The sequence below is a fragment of the Sinomicrobium endophyticum genome (assembly GCF_052983315.1).
Window position 1 is genome coordinate 20,924 of sequence record NZ_JBRKIS010000031.1, and the last position, 6,560, is coordinate 27,483.

Here is a 6,560-nt window from a genome sequence, read left to right on the forward strand (position 1 = left end):
CCCAAATTTTTCTTACAAAAGCCGAAGATCTGTCCCCTTGAGGGGACCACAGGGGTGTTTTATGGGCACAGAAGTATTCCATTGAGAGACCACAGGGGGCTCCTCAGGTTTCCTACCGGATATGATACCCGAAGCTCAGCATAAAGTATTGCTGTAAATTATTACTCTGGGTATCTTCTATATAGTTTTGTGTGGCGATACGGTTGATGTTGCGGTTTTGTTTGAGGAGGTCGAAGACGCGGAATTTGAGTTCTCCCCGCTTGTCTTTTAAAAAGAGCCAGGAGATATCCATATTCCATAAGAGTGAAGTTTTTTCAAAATCATCGGGGAGGCTGTTGTTGCGGATAAAGCCTACCTTATTTCCCCATACCAGGTTTTTCAGCGGATAGAGGTCCAGGGCACCGCTGAGGTTGTGTATGATAAAATCCTGGTCCTGCCCGGAGGCCTTGTCATAGCTTACCGTGTTGTATTGCGGGGCATAATTTACATCTACCCGCAACAGTTTTTCTATAGTATAGCCTGCCTGTACGTTGGGTGCCAGGGTCCAGCGTTGACTGCTTACCAGTTCTTCGTTGATAAAATTCCGGTCCCGGTTATAGCCGGCATTACCGGACAGCTTTATATCCACCACCCCGGTCTTTAAGGGCTTTCGGGTGGAAAAACCGAGATAGCCGTACAATCCCCGTACCCCGTCCACATTGATATAGGAAGATACCTGCCTCCCATATTCATCGTAGGTAATGGCATGGATCACCTGGTCTTTTACTGACATATAGGAAATGTTAGCAAAAAACGTATTACCCCTACTGTTCAATGCATTATAGTTAAAGCCATACATCTGGTTAAACACCGGCTTCAGGTCCGGGTTCCCCTCCACGATAAACAGGGGGTTGCTGTTATCTGCCACAGGCTGCAACTGCTCTGCCGACGGGGGAGAAGTATTGCCGTTATAGGAAAAACCCATCCTTTTTTTATCGGTGATCCTGTAATTGACCTGCAATGACGGTGCCAGGTTTACAAAATCACGGGTGATCCCGGTCTCCAGGGTTTTGTCGTAAGGACTCAGGTGGTTGTAGTTCAGTATAGCCCCGGCAGAAAACTCTATTTTTTCCAGCTTATAACGCAGGGAGAAGTTCGTATTATTGTTTAGAATTTCGGATCGGAAGGCATTGGTCCCCTGGCTATCCGGGCTCTGTCGAGTACCCTCTTCGTCCAGTATCCAGGTCTCCCGTGTATTGGAAGATCGGGTATACGAAGTCATACTATACCAGGAAGCGATCCACCGCCAGGAGATGGGAAATCTATAATTTATGCTAACCGTGTAATTATCCCTCCAGTTATCGATAAGTATCTGTTGCCGGATATCGTTTACGGTCTCCTGCCCGTCCCCGAAAAAAGTAGTTTTCCCCAGGTTAAGGTCCTCGTTGTTTTGCCGGGAGAAAGCTCCATAAAATGTAATGTTCAGGTAAGCCTCCTCTTTTGCAAATTTTTTCTGCCACCCCAAAAGCAGGGGTATGGACGTACTTTCCCCGTTCGTATAATAAGTGTTCTGTTGTTCGTTGACAAGGTTTTGCGCCCCGTCCGCGGTGAGGGTATGGTTAACCGTCCGGTTGTTTGTGGTCCCGTAGGACAGGCCGGGGAGCTGTATTTGCAGCGTAGAGGAAGAATCCAAAGGAACGGTGACATTGATATCTGCCCGGTGCTCATCGCTATGTCGGGTAACATTGGAATTGGAAAGGGTGACAAAGGAGGAATCCGGTACGATAAACTGTATACGCTCCCTCAGGGATTCCTGGTAGGTATGGGGGCGGGTGTAGTTATAGCCCGAGGACAACTCCGCGCCGTTCTCCCAGCGGTTGCTGTAGTTTACCCCTCCCCTTAGTGTCCGCGTAATGCCGTTACCGGCATTCAGCAGGGTAATCACCTCGTCCTCGGCATAGTCCACCGCGTTGACATTATTCACCATCCCCAGCAGGGTAAGCCGGCTTTCGCCCCGGAAGCGGTTATATTTCCCCATGAGCTCGTATCGCCTGTCTGTTCCCCCACCCGCACTAACACTTCCGAAGTCCTTTAAACCTTCCTTTAGTTGTATGTTCATGGTCTTACTTCTTTCTCCGTGGTTACCGGACCGGAGATCTTCTTCTTGGTCCGTATCCATAAGCTGTATTTTTTCCACCACATCCACCGACAGGGTATTCATGGCCATCTGCCCATCCGCCCCGAAATATTCGCGCCCATCCACCAGCACCTTGGAAATGCGCTGCCCGTTATAGGTCATACCGCCCTCCCGGCTCATTTCCAGGCCGGGCAGTTTTTTAAACAGTTCTTTTATTTCGGCATAGGGGCGGGTGGTAAATGCGCTTACGTTGTATTCCAGCGTATCCCCTTTCATGATCATGGGCAGGCGCACGCCTTCCACTTTAACGTCTTCGAGTTCTATAGTGCCTTCCTGCAACTGTACGGGAGCCATGACAAAACGGGGTTCTTCCAGGTAAAGCAGGCCACGCCAGGGTTTATACCCCAGGTAGCGGATATCTACCAGCAGGGTATCCTGTTGCGGCAATCCTTCCATGGTAAACTCCCCTTCCATTCCGGTTACCACAGCACCAAGCCGCGTATCATCGGCCAGGCGGTTAATAATCACCGTAGCCCCGGGCACCGGTTCCTTACGGAGCGAATCCATAACACTGCCTGTCAGGGTCCCGGTTTTCTGTGCACAGACGGATAACGACATAAAAAAGATCGTTACCGTACAGCAAAAGATAAAAAAACGGGAAATATTTCCTGGTTCTACGCTATTCTTCCAAAACATAAGTGTGGCCATTTTTTAGACTTTTACAGTGGCAGAAACCGAGTTAAAACGTTCAAATTCATAAATTTAAAAGAATAATTACCTGTTTACGTACGGAATTCCCATTGCATGCTTAGGGAAAATCCCCTTGACGGGCTTCGGGGCCGGAGGTTTAACCGCAAGCCATCCGTTAGGGAAGCAAAATGTCAAGGGACAATGCCCGTGATTTTATGCGTATTTAAAAAGCACGGGGTCTGGTCAATGCCAAAAAACCGCCCCGTGCAATTACAAAAGAATACATCGGACAGACTAATTGCACTATTAACTTACCTCTCTACTATAAAAAACAATGGGGGTCCGGTGCTCCTTTTGTTATTTTTACTTAACCAGAAAACCCGGGGGCACTACCCTTTCTGTCTTTTCCCCCGGACCTCTGTAACTAACCTGTTATTAAAGGGGTGTTTATTTTAAATAAGCAGGGTTAGTTTTCTATACTATTTTTTATGTTGCATGATGTTTGTTGTTCGTTTTGCTGTTGGTCCTCTCCTGATGTTTTGTTATTTATACTATTCCGTTTAGCAAGTGACAAATCCAAAGCCAACGTTTCGTATGTACTGTTACTATTCTCAGAAAAATGCACGGGGCTGACTTTTTGCCGCAGAACAACCCCGTGCGGACATCAAAAGAGTGTTAGTGTACTAATTCAAAACTATTAAACATGAGAACAAAGCGTATGTTTAATATCTCCTGATGTTATATTTTTTCTCTTTAGTGCATGATAAAAATTTAAATTCGATACCTCCTCGATTTGTTACCCCAGCCCTGAAGGGAGCATCCCGATAAATATCGGGACGAGGAAAATCAGGCTCCCTTTAGATACAATGTCATTTAGCTAAGCAGATTTCTTCATTTTTTAGTTTTTTCAGGGCATCCTTCTTCTGATGAACCTGCCGGACAGGGTGTTTTGACCATCCCGAACTTTGGCGTATTTGCCTTAACATTTAGGGATATCCCTATGGTTTGCGCTTTCAAAACCCTCCCCCCATCGCTGCGCTCGAGTACCTCTACTTCGACTTGGCTCAGCACGGCGCCTTCATCACAAGGGAGGAGCCTTTTTGTTTTTTAATAAGATATAGGATATACATCATTTCGGACTATAATGGCACTAACTAAATGACGATGCCCTATAGTTGAGGGCAAACTGATTTTCCGGTTAAATGGTTCCAAAAATAATTTTTATCCGGCACCCAACTATTTCACTTTAAAATTCTCTATCCTTTCCTTATCGGGTTCCGGCACGATTTTTTAATAATTGTACCATCCCCCTCCCATTACATCTCCAGCAGTATTTCTCCTATCACGTAAATGATCAGGAGAATGAGTATCAGATTTACTATTTCAAGAATTCTTTCTGAACTTTCCTTATCCATTAATATTCTTTAAAGGGGTAGTTAAAAAGGGAGTGTATCCGGCAAAGCTGTCCAAATCACAATAAATAACATATGTTTCCCGACGATATGTTTAAAACCCTGTCCGAACACACTCCCGGTTGCCAGGAATATAAGCTATAACTTACATTCCAAAGACACGGCATCCTACTCATAATCCCGTGCCTGACACATGAAAAAAAGTCCGTCAACTAACTCAAAACAATTTAATTTATGAGAACAAAGCTTAATTTTAGTTTAGGCTACAAGACTTTTTTCCGTGTATGCGAAAAACGCACAGATAGTAAATTTGTCATGTACTGAATCCATTTTTACATGTGTTTATAGTAATACACGCAAGGAAGCGGAAAGTCCCGGGTGGGAGGAAAAGAAATTATTTTATGCTGTTTCGGATAGCAGGTCCCGTTGTCATAAACCGGTAAGCAGGATATTCTCCGGATAGTAAGGAAATGCGGGTTATTGAAGCGTATTATTTGATGATCAGGAACAGGATATTCCGGATATAAGGGCGTAGTTCTTTTTTGATGATTTCGGAGATCTCCCACAGGTGGTTTTTTACCCTTTTGACGGACATTCCCAATATCTCCGCGATTTCCGCATGGCTTTTGCCCTCTTTTTTAGACAGGTTGTAAACGGATTGTTTTTTGACGGGGAGGCCTGCGATGATCTTTTCCACGATTTCGCCGTACTCCTTGAGGAGATACTGGCTTTCTACCTGCTCGTATTGTACGGTGATATTTTCCCATAGTTCTTCCCGGATAAGTTTGCGCCGGGCGGCATCGCGCATATAATTAAAAGCGTGGTTTTTGGCCATGGTAAAAATAAATGAGACAAAGGACCTGGACGGATCCAGTTCTTCCCTTTTCTCCCAGATCTTTATGAATACCTCCTGGACAATTTCTTCGGAAACATATCCTGATTTCGTATAGGAAAATATGACATAATAAAGTTTTCGTTCCAGGAGGTGAAAGATGGTTTCAAAAGCCGTGATGTCGCCTTGCCTGAGGGATTGGACAAGATCCTGGTCTATTTTTGATTTGTCAGAATTATCCATAATTTATTAAAATTTCCCAATTAAATTTACAGTAAACTTAGCAAATGAACAACTAAAAATTAACATTCTGAGATATATTTCCGGTGATAAACAACAAGTGTAAATAGTACTGTTTTACGGACTTCCCGTCCCTGTTAGGTTTCCGGCATCCGGGGACGGTCCGTAAAAAGTCGCATATTGCAGTGTCCTTTTCCGGATCTGTAAAAGCGGAATTTTACAAACCGTAAAATTCCGCCTTCTCTAAAAAAGGAGCTTAATGGGTAGGGGTACTCTATTTGCTTGGAGAAAAACCGGCTGTGTCTGTTACCGGCAAATATTTATCAAAGTAGGTAGGGGTATCGTTTTAACAAATATAATAAAAAAAAATCATAACTATCGGGTTACGGGTTACGGGTTCCAGGTTTCAAGTTTCAAGTTGCAGGTTTCAAGTTGCAGGTTTCAAGTTGCAGGTTTGGGCATGCCTGAATATGGTTGCCTTTTTTCTGGTTAATAATTAATCTTAAATCTCGGTTTTTGTTCAGGGGTTAACCCCTGAACAAAGGTTTCAAATTCTACAGGTTTCATATTTTTTAGTGAACCATGTGGACGTTGATAATTGTACTTTTCTACGATTTTTTTTATCAATATTCTCCCTTGTTTTAAACTGATATGGGAGTGGTCAAAATCGATATATTCATTTTTTAATATGCCGTTTAAAGATTCTGCATGAGCATTCTCCCAGGCTTTACCGCCCATGCTAGGCTGTACCTGATTTTCTGTATGTAACTCAGCTAATCGCTTATAAACGTATTGGCTGCCTTTATCCGAATGAAATATGAGTTGTTTCCGTTCGGTTTTAGCAGTCGTGGCCAGGGCTTCCCTATAAGCTACAACTATAGTATCCTCTGCGGTCAGGGTGGCTGACAAACTCCAGCCTTTGATTTTCCTACTGTACACATCCAGGATCAAGGTCAGGTAATAAGGCTTCTTAGCCGATACAGCGATATAGGTAATATCACTCACCCAAAGCTGGTTGATCCCGGTTAGTTGTAAATCAGTGATCCGATTAGGATACCAATGCTTCCCCCCATAAGTGGTACGGTAACGGTTGCGCTTGCGCTTTAACCTAAAGCCATGACTCAGCAATAAGGCCTCGGTCTTGTCCCGACCCATCCCGGTAGGCTTGAGCTCCGCATAGAGCTTCCTACAACCCAGCCGAGGATGGCCCTTACGAAGCTCCCTTGCGCCTTCCAGAACACTATTCCTAACCCGGAGTTGTTCCTGGTGG

3 protein-coding genes are annotated in these 6,560 nt (G+C 44.5%); all 3 read right to left on the minus strand.

The genetic code is table 11. From position 1 onward, the window contains the following. Nucleotides 1-112: 112 nt before the first annotated feature. Nucleotides 113-2,824 (minus strand): outer membrane beta-barrel protein, encoded by a 2,712-nt coding sequence (locus ACVBDU_RS12735; RefSeq protein ID WP_447180141.1) that lies wholly within the window; start codon nucleotides 2,822-2,824, stop codon nucleotides 113-115. 1,884 nt (nucleotides 2,825-4,708) lie between these two features. Beyond that, complete coding sequence (locus ACVBDU_RS12740; RefSeq protein WP_447180142.1) at nucleotides 4,709-5,293, minus strand: RNA polymerase sigma factor; 585 nt, start codon at nucleotides 5,291-5,293, stop codon at nucleotides 4,709-4,711. A 486-nt stretch (nucleotides 5,294-5,779) separates the two neighbouring features. Then, on the minus strand, nucleotides 5,780-6,560 hold a 781-nt coding region (locus tag ACVBDU_RS12745), incomplete at its 5' end, for an IS3 family transposase (RefSeq protein WP_447178419.1).

Bases quoted from the DNA above. Each gene is read 5' to 3' on its own strand.
- ACVBDU_RS12735 (WP_447180141.1), bottom strand. From the start codon at position 2,824: ATGGCCACACTTATGTTTTGGAAGAATAGCGTAGAACCAGGAAATATT.
- ACVBDU_RS12740 (WP_447180142.1), bottom strand. From the start codon at position 5,293: ATGGATAATTCTGACAAATCAAAAATAGACCAGGATCTTGTCCAATCC.